Annotated in this window: 15 protein-coding genes; 6 read left to right on the top strand and 9 right to left on the bottom strand. The window is 35.2% G+C overall.

Going from position 1 to position 24,745, the window contains the following annotated elements:
* Positions 1 to 243 precede the first annotated feature (243 nt).
* The 5 genes from DI077_RS07670 to DI077_RS07650 form a co-directional block, all read right to left on the bottom strand.
* Positions 244 to 819, bottom strand: coding sequence for a tyrosine-type recombinase/integrase (locus DI077_RS07670; protein ID WP_167837064.1), 576 nt, complete (start codon positions 817 to 819; stop codon positions 244 to 246).
* 407 nt (positions 820 to 1,226) lie between these two features.
* Positions 1,227 to 3,191 carry a heavy metal translocating P-type ATPase gene (locus DI077_RS07665; RefSeq protein WP_109018510.1) on the bottom strand — a complete coding sequence of 655 codons (1,965 nt, stop codon included), beginning with the start codon at positions 3,189 to 3,191 and terminating at the stop codon, positions 1,227 to 1,229.
* 68 nt (positions 3,192 to 3,259) lie between these two features.
* On the bottom strand, positions 3,260 to 6,364 hold the full coding sequence (locus tag DI077_RS07660) for an efflux RND transporter permease subunit (protein WP_109018509.1): 3,105 nt from the start codon (positions 6,362 to 6,364) through the stop codon (positions 3,260 to 3,262).
* Positions 6,330 to 7,637: a TolC family protein gene (locus DI077_RS07655; RefSeq protein WP_109018508.1), complete on the bottom strand. Its 1,308-nt coding sequence runs from the start codon at positions 7,635 to 7,637 to the stop codon at positions 6,330 to 6,332. Before DI077_RS07655 ends, DI077_RS07660 begins: the two co-directional genes overlap by 35 nt.
* A gap of 46 nt (positions 7,638 to 7,683) precedes the next feature.
* A complete protein-coding gene (locus tag DI077_RS07650) occupies positions 7,684 to 8,070 on the bottom strand; it encodes a hypothetical protein (RefSeq protein WP_109018507.1) in 387 nt (128 codons plus the stop codon).
* Positions 8,071 to 8,190: 120 nt separating this feature from the next.
* On the opposite strand from DI077_RS07650, the gene DI077_RS07645 reads away from it, so the two are divergent.
* The 3 genes from DI077_RS07645 (at position 8,191) to DI077_RS07635 (ending at position 12,668) form a co-directional block, all read left to right on the top strand.
* Positions 8,191 to 8,550, top strand: a complete 360-nt coding sequence (locus DI077_RS07645) for a DUF3703 domain-containing protein (RefSeq protein ID WP_109018506.1) — start codon at positions 8,191 to 8,193, stop codon at positions 8,548 to 8,550.
* A 1,528-nt stretch (positions 8,551 to 10,078) separates the two neighbouring features.
* Positions 10,079 to 12,337 carry a bifunctional DNA primase/polymerase gene (locus DI077_RS07640; protein ID WP_109018505.1) on the top strand — a complete coding sequence of 753 codons (2,259 nt, stop codon included), beginning with the start codon at positions 10,079 to 10,081 and terminating at the stop codon, positions 12,335 to 12,337.
* Between the two features lie 16 nt (positions 12,338 to 12,353).
* Positions 12,354 to 12,668: a hypothetical protein gene (locus DI077_RS07635; protein WP_135354823.1), complete on the top strand. Its 315-nt coding sequence runs from the start codon at positions 12,354 to 12,356 to the stop codon at positions 12,666 to 12,668.
* A gap of 525 nt (positions 12,669 to 13,193) precedes the next feature.
* Here the strand turns inward: DI077_RS07635 and DI077_RS07630 are convergent.
* The 3 genes from DI077_RS07630 to DI077_RS19765 are packed head-to-tail and all read right to left on the bottom strand — an operon-like array spanning position 13,194 to position 21,064.
* Positions 13,194 to 13,613: a hypothetical protein gene (locus DI077_RS07630; protein WP_109018503.1), complete on the bottom strand. Its 420-nt coding sequence runs from the start codon at positions 13,611 to 13,613 to the stop codon at positions 13,194 to 13,196.
* Positions 13,606 to 13,923: a hypothetical protein gene (locus DI077_RS07625; RefSeq protein WP_109018502.1), complete on the bottom strand. Its 318-nt coding sequence runs from the start codon at positions 13,921 to 13,923 to the stop codon at positions 13,606 to 13,608. Before DI077_RS07625 ends, DI077_RS07630 begins: the two co-directional genes overlap by 8 nt.
* Entirely contained in the window at positions 13,898 to 21,064 is a 7,167-nt protein-coding gene (locus DI077_RS19765; protein WP_109018501.1) for an RHS repeat-associated core domain-containing protein, read from the bottom strand. Before DI077_RS19765 ends, DI077_RS07625 begins: the two co-directional genes overlap by 26 nt.
* A 295-nt stretch (positions 21,065 to 21,359) precedes the next feature.
* On the opposite strand from DI077_RS19765, the gene DI077_RS07610 reads away from it, so the two are divergent.
* Genes DI077_RS07610 through DI077_RS07600 form a run of 3 tightly spaced genes read left to right on the top strand, consistent with a single transcriptional unit; the run spans position 21,360 to position 24,241 of the window.
* Complete coding sequence (locus DI077_RS07610; protein WP_109018515.1) at positions 21,360 to 22,265, top strand: LA_3334 family protein; 906 nt, start codon at positions 21,360 to 21,362, stop codon at positions 22,263 to 22,265.
* Positions 22,266 to 23,657: a Kelch repeat-containing protein gene (locus DI077_RS07605; protein ID WP_109018500.1), complete on the top strand. Its 1,392-nt coding sequence runs from the start codon at positions 22,266 to 22,268 to the stop codon at positions 23,655 to 23,657.
* On the top strand, positions 23,657 to 24,241 hold the full coding sequence (locus DI077_RS07600) for a hypothetical protein (RefSeq protein WP_109018499.1): 585 nt from the start codon (positions 23,657 to 23,659) through the stop codon (positions 24,239 to 24,241). Before DI077_RS07605 ends, DI077_RS07600 begins: the two co-directional genes overlap by 1 nt.
* Here the strand turns inward: DI077_RS07600 and DI077_RS07595 are convergent.
* A complete protein-coding gene (locus DI077_RS07595; protein WP_423241774.1) occupies positions 24,238 to 24,609 on the bottom strand; it encodes an LIC_13246 family protein in 372 nt (123 codons plus the stop codon). The genes DI077_RS07600 and DI077_RS07595 overlap by 4 nt on opposite strands.
* Positions 24,610 to 24,745 lie beyond the last annotated feature (136 nt).

Below are 24,745 nucleotides of genomic sequence, written 5' to 3'. Positions count from 1 at the left end.
TACCTCTACGGTAGATATTTTTATCATCAAACTTAGTGAATGGCAAATAATGACAAAACGAGTGATTGTTGTCAAAAAACTTTTCTGCTTATTCTGTAATTAATTCTTTTTTATTGAGCATTTATCCTTATTTTTTAAATTTCAAATTCTTCGGTATAACTGTGAAACATTGTAGTTCGAGGTTCAGAGCGAAAGCCCAAAACCACGTTTATCTTCAATAAAATATATTTGAATCTTATTTTATTAAATAACCGAAGAATCTAAAATCTCTTTCGCAGTTAAACGGTTATGTCCATAGACCCTAGCAGTAAAAGCAGGATCAAAGTGGTTTGCAAACCTCGACACCGCATCCAAGGACTTCCCTGATTGCAGTAGATGTGTTATCCGACTATGCCTAGACTGATGAGGGTGAACCTTTCTATTTAATTCCACCAATCCGACTCTCTGAAAATTTCTATGCACAAGCTGTCTGCTATACGGTCTCCCAGTATCCAAATTCTCAAATAGAAATACTTTTCCTTTAAATATTTTCATGATTTCCTGGAACAATGGTAATGAGATAATTAAAACGGTCTCTTTACCACCCTTCCCAATAACTTTCGCCTCAATATGAGTTTCTAGCCGAATGCATTTATCAAGACGGATAGAAAGAACTTCGCTTATCCGACATCCTGTTAGATAGAGTGCCTTAAAAATTAAACTATATTTCTTCGGAAGTTTAATAGTAAGAATCTGAATTTCAGACTCACTTAAAAACTTGGAATCAGTAAGAGATATATTAGGTTTGGGAACCTTTATCTCTTTAAAAACAGTTTCCAATCCATTTCTAAAAATAACATCATTCCGATTCGGATGATTCTTTAAAACCCAAAGCTTAATTGATGTTTTAGCTAATCGGACAGACGCTGGAGATAATTCCTTCTTTAAAAATTGGAAATACTTCCGAATCGTCTCCTCCGTAATGAGACGATCCCCTAACCATGCCTGAAACCGTATAACACCTACTTTATATTGAGGAATTGATGGTAACTTAGTATATGTTTTTGCTATGGATTTGATACCAGGATCATAACATGGGATGAACTAGTTTTCAAGAAAAATTAGACAAGTAGAATCAACTTTTTGACAAATTCGGGATTTACCAATACAAAGATTTGATTATGCTCAGAAGGCGATTGAGATATTTCCTATCCCAATCGGTTAAGATGATTCAAGATATTATAAGTTTAAAACTTTTTCATCTGCATTCGAATTGAATTTAAGATAGCCAAAAGTGCAACTCCAACATCTGCAAAAACAGCCTCCCACATTGTAGCCAATCCTCCCGCACCAAGTAACAGAACAATTGCCTTAACAAAGAAAGCTAAACAGATATTTTGCCATACTATATTTTTAGTAGTCCGTCCAATTCGAATTGCCATCGGAATTTTCTTCGGCTGATCGTCTTGAATTACGATATCAGAAATTTCTATTGTAGCATCGCTGCCGAGTCCACCCATAGCAAGCCCCACGTCGCTTAACGCAATTACAGGTGCGTCATTGATACCATCTCCAACGAAAGCGACAGATTCGTTCTTGGTTTTAATCTGCTTAATTCTTTCTACTTTGTCTTCTGGTAATAGATCTCCATAAAATTCATCCACTCCTATTTTGCTTGCTACAAAACGAACAACCGATAATTTATCGCCACTTAACATAGTTGTTTTTACATTCAGCTTGTGCAATTCCTGTATTGTAACTGCTGAATCTTCTTTGATTTTGTCTGAAATAGAAATATAACCAACAAATTTTTGTTCTATAGCAATAGCAATCACTGTAGAAACGAAAGTAGAAGTATCGACATCATAACTAACTTTGTATTTATCCAATAATTTGAAGTTACCAACTAAAATCTCCTTATTATCAATGGTTGCATGCATACCGTAACCTGGAATTTCCTCCACATCCTTTAGCATAAGATTATCATTGATCTTGACCACAAAATTACGAATGGCTGTTGCGACAGGATGAGTGGATTTATTTTCTATGGCATTTACATAATCTAAAATTTGTTCTCTTTCGTAATTTGGTTCAATCTTCACTTCCTGAACTTCAAATACTCCTTCTGTCAATGTTCCAGTTTTATCCATAACGACATTCTGAATGGAAGCCATCGCATCCAAATAATTTGATCCCTTAATTAAGATTCCATTTCTGGATGCGGCACCAATTCCACCAAAGTAACCTAACGGAATAGAAATAACCAAAGCACATGGACAAGAAATCACCAAAAATACCAATGATCTATAAAACCATTGGTTAAAAATAAATTCTTCTACTAGAAAGTAAGGTATTATGCAGATACCTGCCGCAAGAAGCACAACAACGGGAGTGTATATCTTTGCAAATTTACGAATGAATTTTTCAGTTGGAGCTTTTTTGCTAGCAGCGTCTTCCATCAATTGTAAAATTTTTGCAAGTTTACTATCTTTGTAATTAGTAGTAACTTTAATATTTGCTAGGTTACCAAGATTAATCATCCCAGCTAGCACTACCTCGCCTTCTCTTTTTGTATCTGGTTTACTTTCGCCAGTCAAAGCGGAAGTATTAAAACTTGCTACCTCGGAAATCAGGATTCCGTCAAGAGCCAATTTATCACCAGCTTTGAGTTGAATTGTTTCTCCGATGGAAACTTCAGACGCTTTCTTTTCTTTGCTATCGGAACCAACAACCACATTTACAATATCTGGTCTCTGATCCAAAAGGTGTTTGATATTCAATTTTGCCTTTTTGACGGCAAGTGTCTGAAATATTTCCCCAACGGAATAAAACAGCATGACCGCTACCCCTTCAGGATATTCCAAAAGATAAAATGCCCCCATAGTGGCGATACTCATCAATACGAATTCGGTAAACACATCTCCTTTTAAAACTGACTCTATGGCTTCTTTCAGAACAGGAAAGCCAACGGGAAGATAAGCAAGTATGTACCAAACAAACCTAATCCAACCTGAGAACCATGTAGAAAAGTAATAATCGAAGATGATTCCCACACCTAAAAGGAAAAGAGATCCGATCACTGGAAAAAACATTCGGAAATTTGAATGATCCGAAGAATCCTTTTCCTCGCTGAAAGACTCATTACTTACGCATTCCGTTTCATCAGAACAACATGATTTTTCTTTTTTTGTTTCTTTAGGTAACTTCTTCATTTTTTATAAATCCTTATTATAAGAAAGTAAAACTGACCATAGGATCAAATACAGTTTAAGCCAAGCCATCATTCTTTCTCCAGCCAATAGTAGAATACTGGTAAGATGACCAATGTGAGAATTGTGGATGAAATGATTCCTCCGATGACTACCGTCGCTAAAGGTTTTTGGACTTCGGAACCAAGTCCCGATCCGAATGCCATTGGCAAAAAACCGAACGAAGCAACAAGTGCTGTCATAACAACAGGTCTGATTCTGCTAGTCGCACCTTCCATGGTTGCTTCTTTAACAGATATTTTTTTCTCATCACGAATTCTATGAATGGTGTCCAATTTAACAAGACCGTTTAACACGGCAATGCCCGAGAGAGCAATAAAACCCACAAAAGCAGATACACTTAAATCCATCCCTCTGAGATAAAGCAGCCAAATACCACCTGTTAGTGCAAAAGGAACACAGAAAAAAACAAGAAGTGCCTGCTTGAAAGATTGGAGACCGATATACAATACGATAAAGATCATAAAGAGTGTTGACGGAATGATGATTGACAGTTTCTCTTTAGCCCGTGTGAGGTTTTCTATCTGTCCTCCCCAAAAAACAGAATATCCTACTGGAATCTTCAAAGAGTCAACTTTCGCTTTTGCTTCTTCATAAAACCCTTCCAGATCTCTTCCCCGCAGATTAACAGAGACTGCAACAAAACGTCTGGAACGGTTCCTCGATATCGTCATTACCTTTTCATTTCTTTCTATGGATGACATAAGTCGGATCGGAATCATGCCTCCGTCATCCGTTCCTATATTAATATTAGTTATCTCCGATTCTTTATTGCGAAATTCTTCGGAAAGCCACATCTTTATAGGAAACCTTACTTCTTCTTCATAGTAACTACCTACTTCAAAACCACTCATTGCAGCTTCCACCGTAGTATTAAATGAAGTTAGTGGGATATTATAGTAATTCAGTTTTGCTAAATTAGGAACCAAATCTATTACTTGAGCTTTTCTTAAAGCCATGATCGGATCAAGCTCGACTTCCTCTGCTCCCTCAATTCCTTCCAAAACATTTTTCAATGATTCCTGTAATTGAAATAATACATTCAAATCTTTACCCAAAATTCTTATACTAATGTCTGCTCTACTCCCTTCTAATAATTCATTGAAACGTGCTTCCAAGGGTTGACTGAGTGTAAGTTCTGAGTTAGGATATTTTTCCTGAACTGTGGAATGTATCTTATCCAAAAACTTTTCCCAATTATCCGTCTTTAATAGTTCGGGAAGGGTTTCTTTCTTTAATATGATAAAGGTGTCTGCATTGAATGGACCCATCGGATCATTCGCAACAGAACTGGTTCCGATCCTTGAAAAAACACTTTCAATTTCGGGAAGTTTGCTGAGCATTTTTTCCACATCTCGTTGTTCAACGATACTTTCTTCCAAACCGATATCACCTTCACGAACGATAACCAACATTAGGTCGCCTTCTGTCAGTTTTGGTAAAAATACAGTTCCAAGTCGGAAATAAACAATACCAGTAAGAATAAAAAAAGCAATGGAACAAATGATGAGTGTTTTAGGTTTTTCTAAAATCTTTGGCAAAAAGCCTCTATATGCCTCAATGATTTTGCTTTCCTTTGTGGAATGATTGGCTTTTAAATTCGGTTTGATAAAAAAATACAAAAGAGGGGGAAGGAAAAATATGGCTAAAAAAAGACTGAATATTAAAGCCAAAATAACAGTTTCTGCCATAGGTCGGAACATTTTACCAGGTATTCCATCCATACTTAAAATAGGAAGATACACCAGTATAATCACAATCACACCGAATGACACTGGCTTTAAAACTTCTATGGAGGATTTTAAAATGATTTTTCTTTTTTCCTCCTTGGTAGTATAAACTTCCTTTTCAAATCTCGATAAAACACTTTCGGTAATTACGATGGATGCATCTACCAAGAGACCGAAGTCGATTGCCCCTAAACTCATCAGGTTAGCTGAAATTCCAAAGTAATTCATACAAAGAGATGCAAGTAACATTGATCCAGGAATTATAGATGCAACAATTAATGATGCTCTCCAATTCCAAAGAATAAAGAAGAGCGTAACGATAACAAGTATAGCTCCTTCTATTAGGTTTTTTAATACCGTATGGATTGTTGAATTAATCAAAAAAGATCGTTCTAAAATTACGTTGACAACTACGTCTTCAGGAAGATTAAGTTTTGCTATCGCTTGATTCAGTTCTGCATTAACCTTGTAACTATTCTCCCCCCTAAGCATAAGTGCGGTTCCAAGAACTATTTCTTTTCCTCCTGAGGAAGCCCCACCTAGCCGAAACCTCCCATGTTCATTTACATTTGCTACGTCTGAAATATTAATGGATTCACCATAAGAGGTTCTGCGGACTGGGATTTTGGATATTTCCGAGATATTCTTTTTAATACCATAAGTCCTTACGATGGCAATTTTACCATTTTCCTCAATGACACCTCCTCCAAAGTTTTCGCCTAATGTAGATATTGATGTAATCAATTGATCAACGGTAATTCCTTTATTTTTCATTTTCGAAGGAATCAAATCAATGTGTATCTCTTTCTCATAACCTCCGTTAGAATCCACTTCAACAATACCTGGAACTAATGCTTTCAATTGAGGGCGAACTGTATAATCCTGAAGCGTCCGAAGATATAACAATCTATCTTTATCGGAAAGTTGCTCCAATTTAGAACCAGATTTCGCCTCTACGGAATAAAAGAAAATTTCCCCAAGTCCAGTAGCATTCGGAGTAATTTCAGGAGAAAGCCCCTTCGGCAATCGACCTTTCGCACTCGATATTCTTTCTGATACCATAGTGCGGGCTAAGTAAATATCAGTATCTTCTTTAAAGATCAAAGATATATTGGAAAGACCGAATTTTGAAACGGAACGAACATCAATCAAATTCGGTAGACCCAAGAACTCGGTTTCAAGTGGGAAAGTAACGATCTTTTCCACCTGCTCAGGATCAAGCGATCCAGTATTGGTCGTAACAATAACCTGAACATTTGTTATGTCAGGAACTGCATCTATGGAAATTTCTTTTAAATTGAAAAATGCATAAATAAAAAGAAATAAAATGATACTTATGTATAGAATGGAATTATTTAAAATTGTATTCAAAAGTCTGGCTAACATTCTTTAATACTCCTATGATTTCTTTTTCATTGGTAATATATAGAAGATTCAAAAAAGCTTCTATATGAGTCTGCTGGGCATCTAAAATGGCATGATGTGTTTCATGGAGTTGATTTTCCAATTCCAAGTAACTGATGAGCTGAATTCGTGCTTTGGTAAACTCCACATCCGCAAAATTCAAGTCTCTTTCAATTTCATCTAACTTTGATAAATTGAATAATTTGATATTTACTTTTGATTGTTCGTAATCCAAAAATGCCTGATTAAAAGTCATACCTATCAGACTTTCCTGATAGGTAAGCTTACTCGCCTTAGCTTCCAGGTTGGTTTCTGCGGAGCCGACTTTGTTCTGATACCTATCCCAAAGAGGAACTCTAAATTTCAATCCAAGATCGAAGAAACGGTTGGAGACACCTGAACGGTCTTCCCCTACCTGGCTGACTACGGAATAGTCAGGATATTTTTCCAAGTTTGCCATCCGAAGCTCTGTTTTCGCTTTTTCTATTTCTCCTTTTGCGGCAAGAATCATAGGATTCCGATTCATTGATTTTTTAAGAAGATCCGCTTGATCAAATTTGATTCCTTCGTTAAAAAAAGGGAGAGATAGAATGGGAACCGATTCCATTCGCAAAAAGAAATTCATTGATTCATAATTTTTGGAAGCATCCAATTCCAAATCGTTAAAATGTTTCTTTAAGCCGAGTAATCGCCTTTCTATAATAAAAAGATCCGTTTTGGCTTGAGGGGTTATAAATGGTCTCGCCTTTATATAAGTCTCCATCTTGGAAAGCCTTCTAATTCTTTCTTTAACATGATTCCTTTTTTGATCTGCAATGAAATAACGGTATGCGAACTTAACCGAATTCAAACGAATTGAATTATTTGCTTCCGCATACTGAACTTCTTTTATCTTTGCATCATTATCAACAAGCAGTTGTTTGAGTTCTTTTCTTCCTGGGTAATAAATTGGTTGCTCAAACTGGAAAGAATATTCAGCTCCAGATTCGTTTGCAGCTTTTCTTTGTCCGTAGTCGATGGTAACGGATGGATTTTGGGTCATTCCTTCCTGCTTTTTTTTATAATACAATGATTCCAAATCGGAATTCATCGACATAAGCAAAGGTGAATTTTTCTCTGCTAAATTTATAATTTCATTTAAACCTACCTCTTTTTTGCTGGATTCAGCAGAAACCAAAGGATAAACGAATAGAAATATCAGTATAGAAATAGTTTTGTGGAAAAGACGATTTCGTCTTAGAAAATATGAGTACATACAACTAACCTCCTCGTTATCAAAGTATTCACTCTAATAACGAAGGTTAAATGATGATACGGATTGAGTTGATACTTTGAATTGTATCAGAAGGGATTTGGAGAAATACTTTGAAGTAAGTTAAAACAAATAAACCTTTCTTAAAATCAATTTTCTGATCAAGAAAGGAGATATAGTATTGAAGCAAAGAAAAGAAGAATGTAAGGTTTGTGAGTTTATCTTTACGAGATAAATCAAGTGTTCCTGAATCCCATTCGCACCCTGCCGACTCATCAGATTCTTCTGAATTATGACACGGCTCTACGTTCAATCGCAATGAAGTTGCAATCTTATCAAGATTATTCAACTCACAAAATAAGTTACAGCTAGATGCCAATATAGTAGCGGATATTAAAGAAAAAACCACTAGTATTTTGGCACTTACTGAACCCATATTTACATATTCTTTCTGGCAAAAAATTGTAAAGTAAAATTTTGGTTGAAAAATTTAGCAATATAACAACTGCATTGGAGAACGAAGCAAATAGACCAGTGTTAAGGAAGCAGACCTAAAATGAATCTAATTATTAAAGAAGCTTTTGGAAAAGAAATGAAAATTGCAAAGGAACTTTATTTATCAAAGAAATGGGACGAAGCTTTTACCCATTTAGAGAAAGCTCATATTTTGGGACAAAGAAATGCAATCCCTCATACAATCAATCATTGGTGGATGCTAAAAGTAGGAATCAGAAAGAAAGATGGAAAAGAAATTCTAGGTCAGATCATAAGACTCTTAGTCGCAGGAATAGGTTCACTGCTAGGAAGAGCACCTATAGGCAATACAGGTGGTTCCAATGTAGGGATTATGACTCCGTTACCTATCTCCAGCGATATTGCTAAACTTTTTATAAAAACAAATTTGCCGCTTCGGTAAATACAATATTCTTTTCCGAAGTCCTGAAGACTTCATGGCAACTAACATATTTCAAATTTTAGGGTTACAAAACTACCGATTGTGTAACCTCCCATTACTTTTGGCTTAGTTTATGATAAAAAACCTAACGAAAGTTTGCAAATCAAAAGCTGATAGCCTTCGCACTTTCTAACAAATTCAACCTACTATGAACTAATAGGAGTAAACCTATGAATATTACTAGTATCAATTCGGAAGGCAGTAATGCAAATTTACTAGAGCAACTAATTATATTAAGGATTAAAAATATCAAACCTAGGATTAGAAATGGTAAATTTCCAAAATGACGGAGAATAAAAGTAGGTAATTAACAATGTGCTATTTATAACAAAGATCTTTATTTAGATTTTGAATATTATCCATCAACAAGATAAAAAAAAGAAACTTTGAGTAAATTATACCTTCAGAGTAGAAAAAATTATGTACTCGCCCTATTCCAATACACCATTCCCGATCTCCACAAAAATGAGCTTCTACATCTCTTTACTTCGCCATCATAAATTCGATTTTGCGAGCTTCCAATGTTGAAGTATACCTAAGATAGTATTTCCTACCAAAGCCTCTAGATTTTGATTCTATGAGCAAATAAAGGGTGTTCTAAGAGCCTTTAAGACCTAATAAAATCTATGTCACAGGAAACAAAAAATTCAAATAGAATCGCTATTCCATATACAAGATACCTAGGATTATTTTAAAGCTTCAGCATCAATAATGAAAAAAATCTATCTGAACTACAATTTTCATAATCAGCTCTAAAATGTTCAGGTTTAAAACTTAATTTCATATATTAATGACACTTTGAATCTAAGAATTTCTATTCTTTAGGTATAAAAAGCTATTAAGTAAAATTTAATATAAATAATTTAGAGGTAAAAAATATGATTCTTACTTTTCTAATATAGATTAAAGTAGATTTAAGGGTATAGGTTAATTAATAGTTAGATAAAATTTTAAATTTTTATAAATACAATAAATATTTGATTCTTTCAATACTTCGCTTCGCTCAGAATAATTTTCAAATGTTGCATCACAAATTAATAAAACTAAAATTTGGTATTAATAATATATAAATACAATATAGATTATTAGTCTCATTTTTTAGTTTTTAAAAATATACGACAACATTCTATTAAAATTAAATAATAAATATATACCTTCAATTCACATTATACCTATACTAAAAACAACATTTGAATTTTTTATATAATTATATGTAAACAGTTTAATCAAATTGCATAACTATAAAACATGTAGCGCAAATTATAATTTTGATTAAATTTATCCAAGTAAATAGAATAGAAAAACATAAAAATATTCATTAAGGAATGATAAAATATTTTTTATTAAAATAAATCATAATTAATGAATATACATTTGACTATACAACTTATCAATAAATTTTGGTATAAGATACATTGAAATTATTTTTTAGTTTTATTGTATTTTATAATTCAATACGTCCAATGAATTATGGGGTGATAGGGTATTTATGGGAAACGGGAATTCAAATTATTATAATCTAATAGACAAAAGATTACCAAAAAAACTGCAAAACTTAGCATACATCTTACTTAAAAAGTATGTAGAGTATGATGAAATAAAAAAGAAGCCAGTAAAAAAACCTCTCAGCGGAATCAAATGGGCTGATATAAAATATAGTTGGAATGAAACCTACCTCGACAGAGTTTCCGAATACTTCAAACTAGAAACTCGTTACAATAAAACCTCCAGAAAACATTACTTAAATAACCAATTAAACATTGGGCTAATCCTTGATTTTACTGATTTGCTAGTCATTGATGTAGACAATGCAGAAAATACTTTCAAACAATTAGAAATAGTTTCGAAATTTACTTCTATTAGCAATTCCAAAGCTATTTCTGAATTATTAGAGCTTTTCAATAATACATTTTCAGTTACATCTGGAAATGGCGGTTTCCATTACTATTTCAGATTGGAAAACAAACCCAATTCGAAATATTTTACACGTAAAACCAAATGCCTAAAGTTAAATAAATTATTAGATTTTGGCGACGAACAAGTTTTAAAATCAGGATTATCCGAAGACCAAGCCTTGGACTTTGATTTGCTCGGCACTGGAAACATAATTCTACCCCCATCCAAATTCTTTTTCAAAAGAACGGAAAATAAAACGGTAATGTCTGATGATTGGGAGCATAATGAATATCAAATATACAATGATAATGAAATTCTAAGTATTGATGAGTCTATATTGGATCAGATTTTTGACACTTCAAAGAACAGTAAACAAAACTTGATCAAAAAGAAAGTAAAACAGATACCCCTCCTCCAAAATAATATACTAAATTTAATCAAAGATTTTCAAACCAATGACATTAATCAATATAGCCAGGCAATGATAGATGAGTTATCAAAAGATCAGGAGGCAAGTTTAATTTATAAAGATTATATTCAGACTCAAAATCCAAATGTCCTAGTTCAATTCGAAGAAAAAAAAGAAATCTTCCTGAAAACCTTACTCCATGACAACTACCCTTATGAATTTTTCTATGACCAATGGAAAACCAAGAATTGTGCCTATAATAATTATTCCGTCAACAAACCAGAAGTCTTCAGAGCAAAGTTTTTAACTAACCTTTATACATCACAATTTACAAAAAAGTATTCAGAAAAATTAGATAGATCATCATTCGAATATGGATTCATTAAATCGCAATTGATCAGAAACATTCCAATAGAATTAATCTGGACAATTATTAAACATGATTTCCTCGGAGAAGTAAAGATAACAGATCGCAATTATTTTATTCAATTAGCCGATAAAGTTCAAGCTGATATGAGGGCATCTAATAGGGTGTCTGGAGATAGAATCTACCATAAATTAACGAATTTTTCCGCCGACACGCAGTGCATAGACTATACATACTATTTTAAAGGCTCAGCATCTAACTGTGCAAAAATATTTCAAACGATAGTAGAGCGTGCTTTAAAACTTGCATCAGCAAATAATATAATTCCAAAAAATAATTTCCATTTAAATTATGAATCAATGTATCAAATTTCTCTTCTATCTGGAGTTAGCTTACAAACCACATCACGCTGTTTAAAAAAGCTAGAGTCTAAAAGATTTATAAAGATCCGAAAGAAAACAGCGACATTATTAAATGAAGATAATGAGCCAGAAATTAAAGAATTAATTTTTTTAGGTACTATTGAAATTAGCCGTGATATGAAATTCAAATTGATAGATTCATCTGTATACACTCCAGAACTCCTCCCTGAATTATCTAAAATAAAGGGAATTGGAAATCTTGGCTCAATATTATTTACAAAATTATTCGATTCAGAATATTCTAAAAATTTAAAAGAAATCTATCAGTTATTTCCAAACACTAAAAACAAAACAACGACCATAAAACAAAAGTTAAATTTATTAGTTGAGTATGGATTCGTGGAATATAATTCGGAACTAAAAGCATACAAATCTTCAGAATTAGGATTATCAACCAAACTCAAGAATGCAAAGGATACCGAATATAAAAAATCAATGCTTGAATTTATAGCCAAAGTCGATCCTGAACACATCCCTAGTGACATATCTAATTATAGAGTTACAAAAAATTTCAAAAACGGTAGTAGATTAAGAATTCCTAAATTGAAACCTTTTAATACATTCTCTCATTATTCTAAAGAATATTCACAGAATAGAACATATTGGAATGAGTATAAAAATACAAACTATAAGGAAGAAAAAATGCGATCATAAAAAAATAGGAGAAAATATGACAAAAATTTCATTTGAGGTGCGTTTAAAGAAGGTTAAGGATTACTATCATAATTATTTGATAGATAAGGTATTAGATGTAGGTAATATAGATTTTTATGATTTCCTAACTGATTTTTACATGAAATCTGGTTTCATGTATGAAGAAGTAGTGATATTTCATAACAATATGATTGCGACTGAAAGCGGAAAGTTTTGCTCTTCTAATGAATATCTTAAAGAATCAATAAGATATATTAGAAATCATGAGATAAAACGAACGCAAAAACCTATGCTAACCTTTCTAAATGTTCCTTCATTAGTAACAGTTTAATGATTTAATATCGGAACTCTTGCCAAAGCAATTTGGACTCATCCGATTAATAATTTTCATTGAATCTATTGCATTAGCTCTTAAATTAAGCTATAGAAATGTACACCTTGCAGATTTTAAAAAGAAACTTCAGGAAAAGTGTTTGCCTTGCTATTTTCCTAATCCATTTAATCCCCCCTCTCCCCTGAAGGAAAGAAAACTGAAGTAGATTTCAAAGGCGCAAAAGGAATTCACCCTTACTATTTAAATCAAACCCTTGGCTACAATTCCCAGGAATGTAAAGATAAGGAAAAATGTATAAAAAACTGTCCCGAGCTACCACGAAGAGTAGGTATTTCTTTTTATGTCTTTAAAGATAGGGAAGGATGTCTGCGTGCTTGTAATGAAATGTCCTGCAAATTAAATTAATCAGACCTAATTACGATCATAATTACTTTAATATTATTGTCAAATTCGCTCCTTCACCTGAAGATTATTTCTGTCAGGCGAGGTCGTTAGTTTTATGATAAATACTATCAATCAAAGTTACAATTTGACATCGCAAAAATTTAACTCGCCACCTGTTATGGAATCTTTTAAGAAGATAATTCTCCTTAATTTACATACTCTTGAAACAAAATCTGTTATTTCTAAATTTAGTTCATCAATATTTCTAGAGCTAAATTTAAAAATAGACAATTGACTCATGCAACCTCGGAAGTCGCTCTTATCAAAATAGATTTCTCTATCGCAATGATAGTTAGGTGGATAAAGAGTTCTACCGAAAAAGACAGAATTATTTGGAAAGTATTCCGTTTGCTTTAAAAAAGAAATCAATGAATATTCTTTATCTGCATCCGCAAGGCTTATTAAACTTTCGTTTTTTACTCCTTGATTTTTCCCACACGAAAATAATGAGAGCGCTAAAAATAAAATCTTAATTGTTAGTTTATTTATTCTACTCATAATAACCTTTATTACAATCAACATTTCTACTACACTCTGAAAAGCACTCAGTTTTAATACGATTTACATATTGTTGGTCTGGACCATACATTTGAAAAACTGGTGCATTATTACATTTTTCCAAGCAATCTCTTTTCTCTTTACAATCAAAATTCCATACTGGCTTTTCTCGGTGCTCTTTTGCTTTAGATTTTGGTTTTTTTATTTGATTTTCACCTAACAAAATATTATCCAGTAATAATACAGCAAAAATTAATAATATAGATTTTGATAATTTATTTATATTAAATATTTTTTGTACAGTTGTCATTTATTTGCCCACTTGCGCTAGTTTGATTTAAAACATTAACGATGCTATTTAAAAATAAACTCCAAATGCTCGTAACGGTAACAGATCCATAATTGTTTGACGTAGTCTGAACACCGACCGAGCCTCCAGAACCACAAGGAACAGATGTTGCCGCATCAAGTACACGTCCAGTTATATAACCACTAGGAAATGTATCTTTATAACGGTTAACATAATTATTCTTTATTGCAACACATATGCTATAACCATCCAAACGCCCACCAGGACCGCAGTTGATAGTCAATATTGTATCATAATAATAATCCTTCTTCGCTTGACGCCTACCTTTGCGTTCTGGATCTAAACGACCCTCTCTGGATGCCCTATCTAATGCATGAACAGGGTGATATTTCTTAAAAAAATCAGTAAATTTATTAACAGCACCCATTGTTTTATCTACATACCAATCCACTCCCTTACTAATATCCCAATTCTGATAATCTTGCCTACGATTGATATCTTTTGCTCTACCCTTCTTGTAAGCCATTGCTATCCAAGCTCCCTTTTGTAGAGACCCCATACTATTATCATCTTTCACCATAGCATACACAACTGCCGCCATCATCCAGGAATTGCTGATTCGATTCCCACTTGGGTCTTTATATTTCACAGGATTCCCTTCCACATACATACTTCGGTTCATTCCTTGTGTTTGCCCAGGAAAGATCATATTATCATTAGATAGGAACCTTCCCAAAGAGGCGTCGTAATATCTTGCTTTATAATAATAAAGCCCCGTCTCTTTATCTTCTTCTTGCCCAGTATATTTATATTTCATTATATCTGGTCCGTAGGAATCTGTTCGTAGAATCTCACCGTATGGTTTATATGTTATATGACTCTTTCCACCTCGTTCGCCACCTGCTAGAACATTTCCGTTCCCATCTGTAACCATTGTCACTGATCCCAAATGATCAGAGTGGTAAAAATACATTCCATCCACCCGTGCATTTCCTGCGGAACCAGAGCCTCCGCTTCCACCACTTCCTGAGTTCTCATCAGCTACGGACTGAGTCGTTGCAGGAACTCCTGTCATTCCAAGCAACCAAATAGGAGTCCCTGTCTCACCTTCACCGCCACCCAAAAGAAGAGGAAAACATCCCACTGTAGAAGTAAAAGAAAAAATAACAACCAAGAGGCTAGTAACATAACGTGGCAATTGTTTTTGAAAGAAGACGGATGTAGCTGGTAAAAATGAAATTCCAAATGCTTCAGATGTGATCTTTTTTGCAAAGGAATCTTTGACTTCTGGTAAGTGACCTTCTTTTGTTTTATATACATATACAAACAACGCAATAGTCAATAATAACCAAGGAATTCCTCTATGCCCTTCTCTGAACTTTCCATCTACATATAAATTCGTTTCCGCAAGTATGGTAATAAAATTAAATCCAATTCGATTTTCCCAATATTTAGTGCAATCAATGGCTACGTCTTTGCAAAATGGATTCACCATCCAATCATTAGATGCTAAAGATTGAATTAAGTTCGCATCACTTCTGCTGTACTGTGCTGCTAGATCACCTTGCGCTCCAATGACAAACATAGTATGTTTTTCTGGCTGACCTGGAGATCTATAAATTTCATAACTATTACCAAAACTATAAGTAACTGTTCCCAGGTTTAACAATGTCTTCTTAATTCGATTTCCCGCAAAATCGTATTTATATTCAAATCTGTCTCCACCGCTACTTACCACTTCCGCAAGCTTCCCTATTGCGTTATAGCGATAAGTATCTCCGTTTCTTTGAATCATATTTCCAATTTCATCGTAGGAATAACTAAGGATTCCTGTATTTGCGCTATTTGCTTTCGTAACCGCATGAATATGATTTGGATTATCATACGAGTATGTAAAAGCCCCCTTTTTAGTTAAGTTTCCATTCCTTTGATAAGTATATCCTTCTTCTCCATACTTTCCTATCGCTTTGGTAACTCGATTCAAATTATCATATTCAAAATTTTGATTACGGCTTTCATTCATTTGATCTTGAATGGATATAATATTCCCTTTTGCATCGTAGGACATACTTACCGATTGTTCTAAAGAATTATCCTTCAATCTAGTTTGATAAGATAAAGGTCTTTGACGTAGCGGATCAAATTCTATTTTTGTAAGAATTCCATTTCCCGTTTTTCTTTCTATATAGTATCCGTTTCCATCTCTCTTAGGTCCTTCATAACTTACAACCGTATGGTTCAAACTATTTCCATCATGGGAATCCATGGTTAAAAATCCAAGCTGCCCCGTTCCTGTATAATGATTTCTAACAAGCGTTCCTTCGGGATACTTAGTAGTTTTGACTCGATCGAACGCATCATATGTTCTTTGGAAGATCACCTGCAAATCATCCAAGATTCGTTTTTCGGCGATTACGTTTCCCTTACGATCATAAGCGAATTCAGTGATTCCAGTTTCATCGGTAACTTTAGAAAGTCTTCCAATTACATTCGTAGTTGCAACCGAATTGGACCTGTCATATTCAAAAAGAATTGGGTTTTCACTTCCTGGAATAAGTTTCGTCACTCTTCCCAAATGATCCGTCTCATATCTATGTGTGATTCCCCTTGCATCAGCTTGAGTTAATAATTCACCCGCAACATTGTAAGTATAAGTGGTCGTTCCCGAATTGCTATCCGTCTGGCTTGTTTTTCTACCACCAATATCATATTGCATCGTAGTGGTCCCGCTTCCTGGATCTGTAACTCTAATAAGTTTTCCTTGCGAACTATAAGCATAACTCATAGTTTCACCGTTAATTGATTTAGTAACCAGTTGCCCGAAATCATCGGTTATCAGCTCTTCCGATCTGATAATTTCCGACTGAAAACTAGTATTGGCAGTTGTTTTATGGAGTCCATAGGTGAATTCACTTACCTCACCAGTATAAGATATAATCTGCCTTGGACGCTCACTTGTGTCTTCACTTGCAAGATAGTAGCTGGTTAAACTCCAAACAGGGCTATCTCCTGTTAAATAGCGATTCGACCGTTGGATCTCTCTTCCTTTTACATCGTATCTACTTTCTTCCGTAAATGTATTTCCATCTCCCGCAAGAGATTCTGTTTTAGTAGTTTGACCTAGTAAATCCTTTGTTTCTTTTAACCAAACGTCACCTTCATCCGTGTGAGTCGTTTTAGTTGCGATAATTGAACTTCCATCAAATGAGTAATCATAACTTTCCAAAGTTTCCCCGTTGATGATTGTCTTTGTTTTGCGATCGTAAGTATCATATTCTGATTCTACTTTATTTCCATTGGAGTCAACTACACTCATCTCCAAATCACTCTTGGGATCAAACACAGTTGTAGTTGATTGACCTAACGCATTTCTTACTACAGTCGGCTTACTCCTTGTCAAATCACCATATTCGTAAGACAATGTTCTTCCTAAAGAATCAGTAACACTGCTTACATTTCCAATTCCATCATAAGTATAAATTGAAGTATACCATTCCCCATTTCCGACAAGCCTACTTTGAGTGGCAAGGTCAGCAGCTTGGTAGGTTTGTTTGGTATGCTCCACTAAACTTCCGTCAATATAGGTTTTATTTTCTGTTGGTTGAGCTAAAATTTGCAATGAGCCATTAGATTGATAACTTGTTTCTTTCCTCGTAGTTCTTCCGTTCCAAGTTTCTTCCACTACACTCGGTTCATAAGCAAATGCACTTTGGTAAGTGATAGATTGTGTTTTCTGATCTTTAACCTGTCCATTTTCATATACCATGGTTGTAATAGTTGTGGGTAGCTTTAACTTGGTTCCTCCATGTGGTGCATAACTGGAATAAGCAAAAGCAATTCTTTCCACTAAGCTATCGTTACCTGCATAGCTCTCTTTACTAGAGACCATCCCTGGAAAGGTCGGATTTTGGATATAGCTAGTAACAGTTCTTCCGACAAAACCGCCATTGATATAGTTTCTTTCGGTAACTGTTTCAAATCCATAACTGATACTTGTATCCAAATCACCTGGTTTATAACGTGAGTTAGAATAAGAATAATCTGTGCTTTCTATAGGCAATCCCGCACCTTTTGAGGAAGATACACTTGTAAACAACATCTGAGGAGCAAGGTTTGGTAGACTGGTACTATAACTTCCAGTTCCTTTAAGGACTGCTCCAGAAACAGATTTTTTCCAGTTATAATTGAGAACTGTTTCAGCTCCGTTCACACCATTGGTGACACGTTTGAGGAGTCCCCCTGTAACAGCAGGAGAATCCAATACCAATTGTCTTGTGACGGCATTCTTTCCGTATTGATAGAAGAAATCAGGTATTCCATCTTCGTTCCTATCTTCAAATCTGCTTGCTACAATCTCTTCCGACTCCACAGCAAAATCAAATCTGCCAGAAAATTGACCATTACCTTGCCCATAGTAAACATGATAGGAAAGATTCCCCATTTCCTTCACAACAAAATCTAGTGTCCCGTTTTCATCTATATCAGTGAAATCAAAGCTTTGTGCTTTTTCCATATAAGGATCATTCTTTTCTGCAAATCTGTCTGGTTTGATAACGGTAGAAAGACCAGAAACAATCACATTCCCAGTATCAAAACTTCCACCTGTATTCATAATTACTTTCACTTGGTTAGTAAAAGTATAAGGGTCTTCCGTTCCGTAATTGTATGGATTAAAATGACTATTCCTATTGGTTAAAGATAATAGATCGGGTAGTCCGTCTTTGTTTACATCTACTAGCCAATTTTTTCCACCTGCTCCTACTGCGTCTCTGGGAAGTGCTATGGCAAATTGATCCATTCGATTTTCAGCTAAAATAAGTTTGGTGACTATCAAATGATAAACGGAAGAATCCAGACTCACATTTTTAATTCGATTGATTTCCTGATCTAATTCATCCGCTTGCCTTTCCGTTAAATCCTTCATTACATCTTCAGAAAACTGACGATCTACGGACTTATACAATTCATCTTTTTGTTCTTGCGTAGCTTCTCCAGGACGGCTCACTAAATCCCAGTAAAGTGCTCTTTGGTCAGGGTGTAATTTCAAAGACAATGCATTGATAACTCCTTCCGTTGCCCCCCATCCATTTACGACATGATTGATTTGATCTTTGTATGCTTGTCTTTCTGCATCTGCGGCAGCTAATTCTTGATCATGTCTAGTAGTTACCGCACTTAACTGAGATTGTTCTGGCGGAGGATTAACATTGAGTATATGTAAATGTTCAGGAATTCCATCTCCATCTATATCAGAAAATTGATTCATTCTGTGAGCAATAAACGGATTGGTATCCATTGTCTCTAGAACAAGACTTCTTCCTGTAAACCAAATGACTCGTTCTGATTGGAAACCCCTACCCACAGAAAGATAAACGGACATCCTGTTATCATAAAAATGAATAAAGTCTGCCCTTCCGTCCCGATTTACATCGACCGCATAATCTCTATTTGTGTAATTGGAAGTTCTTGTATAGTTCTGTGAAGATTGAGTCAATAATACTTGAGGGTAAGCGATAGGATTATCCAAGCCTGAACCATTGGAATAAGCAACATGCAAAATCCCTGACCTTTCATAGAGAAAATCCGTCTTACCATCTCCGTCTATATCTGCTGTGTCGGAGTACGTATTATATTTAATTGGAAACCTAGGAGAATCAAAGCTCGCTCCTGTAGCAAAATCATTTGTGCGAATATAAATTTGATCTCCATCCATTTTTCCGAGCAGTCTGGAAAATTCAGAAATACCATCTCCATTGATATCTGTCGCAAAATTAGAACGATTAGGACTTAAAACTCCGTTATTACAAGAATCCATTCCGAAGAATGTATATTCCCCGCATTTGATTCTTACTGCGGGAGGGCACATCGGAAATACAGTACAAATACAAGCAAGTGGTCCCCAATTGCACATATCCCTATTTTTATTTCCAATAGGATAACGAGCGATATACTGAGTTTCAGGATTATATCTGTTTATATCCACATTTAAAGCGTTAAAATCAAATCCATCACTGGAACCACCAGCCGCTTTCGGATAGAAGGAAGGAGTCATTTTATTCTTTAACTTGTCTTCCTTCACTTGATTCTTAGAAGGCTGGCTTACTTTCATAGAGATAACAGCAAAGATGATTTGTTTGATTAATTGATAACCTCTATCTTCCATATCAATTTCAGAACCATAACCGTTAGAAAGAGGTGTAGCACCTCCTGCATTTAGCTTTGCCATAATTCCAGAATGTCTAGGTGTATAAGAAAACTCTAAAGGCAGATGAGTGGAAAGGGATAATAAAGAGTCCTTCTTAAATTCAACCTTAGTAAGTAAGCTATCTCCCGTCCCAGGTTCACTTCCATAAGATAGAATATAAGAATGAACCAAAGAATCATCGGAGTAAAATTTTACCCTATTCAGCCTCCAGTTCTTTAATGTGTAAGCTTTTTCAGAATATTCAGGGTATGCGTCTGATCTGCCTTCGTATTCAAATTGAATATATCTCTTGCCGCCTGCATAAGTAATCTTGGAAGGATACAATTCCCCCTGGTTGACAATCCATTCATACTGGATTGTTTCTCCATGCACTTCCCTAACCTCCGCAAGACCCCAAATACGAACTGCTCCATTAGGATGAGTTAATTGAGCACCTACCCCGCCAAACGTATACCTTGTTCCTTCTTTATCATAAGCAATAAATCCAGTTGGTCCCTGACCTGAATCCCCTTGAGGATAAAATGAGACATAACTTTCCTCTTCTGTATAATAAACAGAACGATTCCCTAGTGAATCTACTAACTGACCATGGTCGGAAGATAAAAATCTATCGGTGGAATTGTAATTAATTCCATAACCTAAATCTCGTTTAATGTAACCTGCACCTGATAGTGACCACCCTCTTCCCAAAAGTCCGTTACCCGATCCTGAGTGATAAGAAAAGCTAAGCTCGGGAGTAAGTCCCTTTGTCCCTTCAGGAATCTCCAGGGGAATGCTCGTAACTGCATTACCACTTGAATCGCCGTTTATATCGGGTAAAGGAAGCGGTAATTGCCCCCCTCCCATGAAAGAAAAACAACAAACAGAAATTAACAGAAGGAAAATTGCAAAAGAAACAAATTTACGCAAAATAAAATCCTCTAAAAAAACATTCAAATATTAAATATAATTTAAGTAACTCATGCTCTCCCGTTTTCAATATTCTTGTCAACTAAAGGCAAAAAAACTAATATCAAAAAATTACAATCGTTATATTACGATAAAATTAGGCTCACTCATTGATGATTTTTTTTAATAAAAAAAATAAAATTTCCCGAAAAACATGATACACAAACAAATGTTTACCTGTTTTCAATAAATTTTAAATCATTTTAGGGAAAACCACAATATAACAATAAATCATTGAAACTTTTCCCTCCCAATATTTCTTTGCTAATCATTGCTTCAAAAGATGTTAAAAAAAGTTTACGGCTGTTATCTAGTCAATTTATTGCAAGTGTTTGTCGGTATTTTCGCCACGCTACCTCTCTTCAGTGCTGAACTGCGTTTTCCTAACGGAGAAGTGTTCCAAACGGAGTTCGTCTATGAAGATGAGCGCATTCTCTCCGTTCGCTTCCGAGGCAAGGAATATAAGGTTCCCAAAAAAAATTTAGAATCCTATGATTTAAATAAAAAAAGTTCATCCGTGTCCTCTTACAAGCTCTCTTCCTTTGTTTTAAAGGATGGTAGCTCCATCCGTGGAACAATTGCAGAAGAAAAACCAAATGAATATACGATTAAAACAGAAATTGGTTTTCTAACGCTGTTAAAATCAGAATTAAAACCACCTTATCCAATCCAGTCGGCACCCCCTGATTTCCCAGAAGAATATAGATCTACGGACAAAGAAACAAACCAAACAAAAGTTGGCTTATCATTCAATTATCTTCCTACGTTACCTCCTTTATCCCAATCAACTCCTGCTCTAATTGGTGGTAGTATATTCGTAGAGCCAGCATTTCTCCGTATTACAGAAAGATGGCAAACAGGTTTCAAGTATGAATACCAAACGAGTCGGAACCTAACGATTCATTCTGGTTATACATATTTTCTCTATTCCAAACAACTCTTTGATAATCCTATACTGGACTTTTATACTTCTATAGGGCTAGGTGTTTCCCAAGCGGCATTCAAAGCCGAAGGAAGCAACCTTGCTTTCACAGGAACGAATCCATTAGTCAACTGGGAGTTAGGTTGGCAGGGATTGAAAATCTCAAAATCTTTTTATCGGATTGGCTGGAAAAACCAATGTTTTATTGAGGAAAAAGGTGCTTTTTGCGGCTCAGGGATTGAAATTTCAGGAGGATGGGCATTTTAAATGAATATAAATATTAAAAACCCATTCATTACTTTTCTTATTCTATTAATCTTATCTACCCTCTTTCTTAACTGTGGAAGTAATGCCATCGGGCAGGGAGTTGATGCAAAGGATGCCAAACTAGAATGGGCGATAGCTTCCGAAGTATCAACATCAGGAGCACGTATCACCTGGAAATGTTCTGCGCCTTCCATGGGTTACTTGAAGGTGACCTCTTCAAATGGTTATGATTATACAGGGACAACATTTTTTCCTCTGGATGTCCATTCCATACCTTTGGGAAATCTAGCTTCCGATACAAATTATAGTTACACTCCCACCTGCGGATTGAGTGAGAAAGGCTTAGGGTTTCCACTTAATTTTAAAACAGTAGCAGATAATAATGTCATCTTCAAACGAAGTATTTGGATGATCGGAGGAATCGGATCAGATAAAAATCCGATTGCAGATATAGACTATTATGATCCAGATACAAACCAATGGGGTTCTTCCATTACAAAAATCCCTACTCCCAGAATCAATGCTCAGATTGTTTCTCATAAAAATAAAATCTATATCATAGGCGGACTCACTAAATCTGGAGTAAGTTACTCTCCGTCAAGACTAGTCGAAGTTTATGATCCTTTCCAAAACAAATGGACTACACTTTCCTCTATCACTTCCACATTACAAGGTGGAGTTGCTGGGTCTGTTGGAAATGATATATACATTCTTGGTGGATCAACTTCCGCTGATATGACCACAGGTACTATTCTAAATACAATCTATAAACTCCAACCTGACTTGGGAGCTTCTGGAACCTGGAGCGATTATCTATCGACTAACGTTTATCCTCGGATTGATATGGCGGGTTGCACTTACCAAGGTTCCATTTTTTATACGGGAGGAAGATTTTATAACGATGGACTTGCCTATGCGACAAGTGATGCTTATTCCCCCTCACTCAATTCCGTAACTGCAAAGATTGAAGCTTCCGTATCCATAGCACGTCATGGTTCGGCATATGCATGTTATAGACCAAATCCTGATGATCCTAATCCTTCTGATCCAGCACTTTTCCTAGTAGCTGGTGGTTCGACAGCCACGGATATAGTTCAACCTGTCTCCGCAATCACTTCGTCCAATCGGTTTGAGTATATGGTTCTTGGAACTGCGGCAAATGCATTTGTAACTGGTTCCAACCTTCCTGCCAATCTATATGCCCCTAGTATGGAAATATCCTATACCCAACGAAAGGCTTTCTTATTCGGAGGAGCTTCCGAAATCAACCTTCCTACGGATAGCATCTATTCCTTAGATCTATCCAGTCCTGGTTTGCAACCATGGGAATCCGTATCGGTTAAAATGCCTAGGTCACGATTCGGACACAAAGCTGTGATACTGAGTAGGTAATGATGAAAGTAAAAATTCTTATTCTATTATCTATCAGCTTCTTCTTGATTCAGGTTCCCGTTTCCGCAGATTGCATTTCGGAAGAAGATAGTTTTGTATTTCGAATGAAAATCAAAGAAGGGAAGTTTAAGGAAGCCTCTGATGGTTTAGAAGTTCTTTCTAGCCGTTGTCCTGAAAATGCAAAACTCGAATTATTGGAAACAGAGCTTTGGATAGATCAAGGTGAAGAGCTTTATAAAAACAAACAGTTCAAGTCTGCTTTCCCTTTCTTTAAGAATGCTTACGGTAGGTGGAGAACCAATCCCCTCGTAAAACAAAGATATAACGAACTTTCCGATAAGATTTTAACAGATGAACCTATCACTACAACAAAGAAGGCAGTGGTGATCCAGGAGAAAATAGAATTACCTGCGACTACTGAAAATCGAAATGAATGGGAAGAAAGGGTAAGGTTGTTTTCCAAGTTAGATACACTGGAAGAACGAATTTGGATTCTGACATTGGTCGTAGGCATACTGATCAGCTTGAATCTGGTATTTGCCGTTGGATTTTTAATTCGTTTCTTATTAAGAAAATCTACTTAGTCTTCTTTATTATCCCTAAGAATGTCTGTAAGACAAGTTATCTCAAAAATAGGATGTTCAAAAATTCCCTTCTCTTCAAGTCGCTCCCTTTCTTCGCTAATCCCATCCATGTGAATCCATTCTTTTACTACTTCTTCATGGACACATATAATACCATAAGCAAAAGCACCTAGGCTTTCGACATAGATTTCAAAGCTTCCCACTTCAGCCAGGACAATCCTTTTCCTATATTCCAAAATTTCAGAGCGTTCCTTCAGTTGCATTTCATGATGCAAATTCACAACCCTCATTATGTTCTGAAATTTCCTTTTTCCGTCCGCATCAAGTTTAACACCTAATTCTTTATTAATAATGCACCTCTTACACAACTAACAAATGATAGCATATTATATCACAAAATATTAGAAATTAAATAATTTTTATTGTAGATGAATTAAAAAGTTTTAAAATTATCCGATGAACCCAACAAGGACACAAAGGAATAACAAACATTATCCGATTAAA

The organism is Leptospira kobayashii, from assembly GCF_003114835.2.
Classification (GTDB): Bacteria; Spirochaetota; Leptospiria; order Leptospirales; family Leptospiraceae; genus Leptospira_A; species Leptospira_A kobayashii.
Note: the sequence above shows the minus strand (reverse complement) of the source record. Positions and strands in the feature narration are given on the sequence as shown.